The sequence below is a fragment of the Streptomyces sp. BE303 genome, assembly GCF_036290945.1.
Taxonomy (GTDB): domain Bacteria; phylum Actinomycetota; class Actinomycetes; order Streptomycetales; family Streptomycetaceae; genus Kitasatospora.
The window spans coordinates 1-386 of record NZ_JAQYWZ010000736.1; the positions used below are offsets into that span (position 1 = coordinate 1).

At 67.1% G+C, this 386-nt stretch carries 1 protein-coding gene; it reads left to right on the forward strand.

Translation table 11 applies throughout. The features are described from left to right. A partial coding sequence (locus PUR56_RS21980) for an ABC transporter permease (protein WP_443034544.1) occupies positions 1-386 on the forward strand: 386 nt, incomplete at both ends.

Below are 386 nucleotides of genomic sequence, written 5' to 3' on the forward strand. Positions count from 1 at the left end.
GCCGCCGCCATCGGCGTCGGCATCCTCGTCGGCATCCTCAACGGCCTGATCATCGTCTACGGCCGCGACAACCCCACCATCGCCACACTCGCCGGCCTCGCCGCCTACAAGGGCATCGCCCAACTCCTCTCCGACGGCCGCGCCCAGGGCTACGTCCTCAACGACGACATCTGCGGCATCCTCGGCCGCGGCAAGATCGCCGGCCTCCCCTTCATGGTCTGGATCCTCATCCTCACCGCCGTCGCAGTCCACATCCTCCTCAAGTACACCGACATCGGCCGCAACCTCTACGCCATCGGCGGCAACGACACCGCCGCCCGCCTCGCCGGCATCAACATCAACAAATACCTCATCGCCGTCTACGCCCTCATCGGCACCGTCGCCGC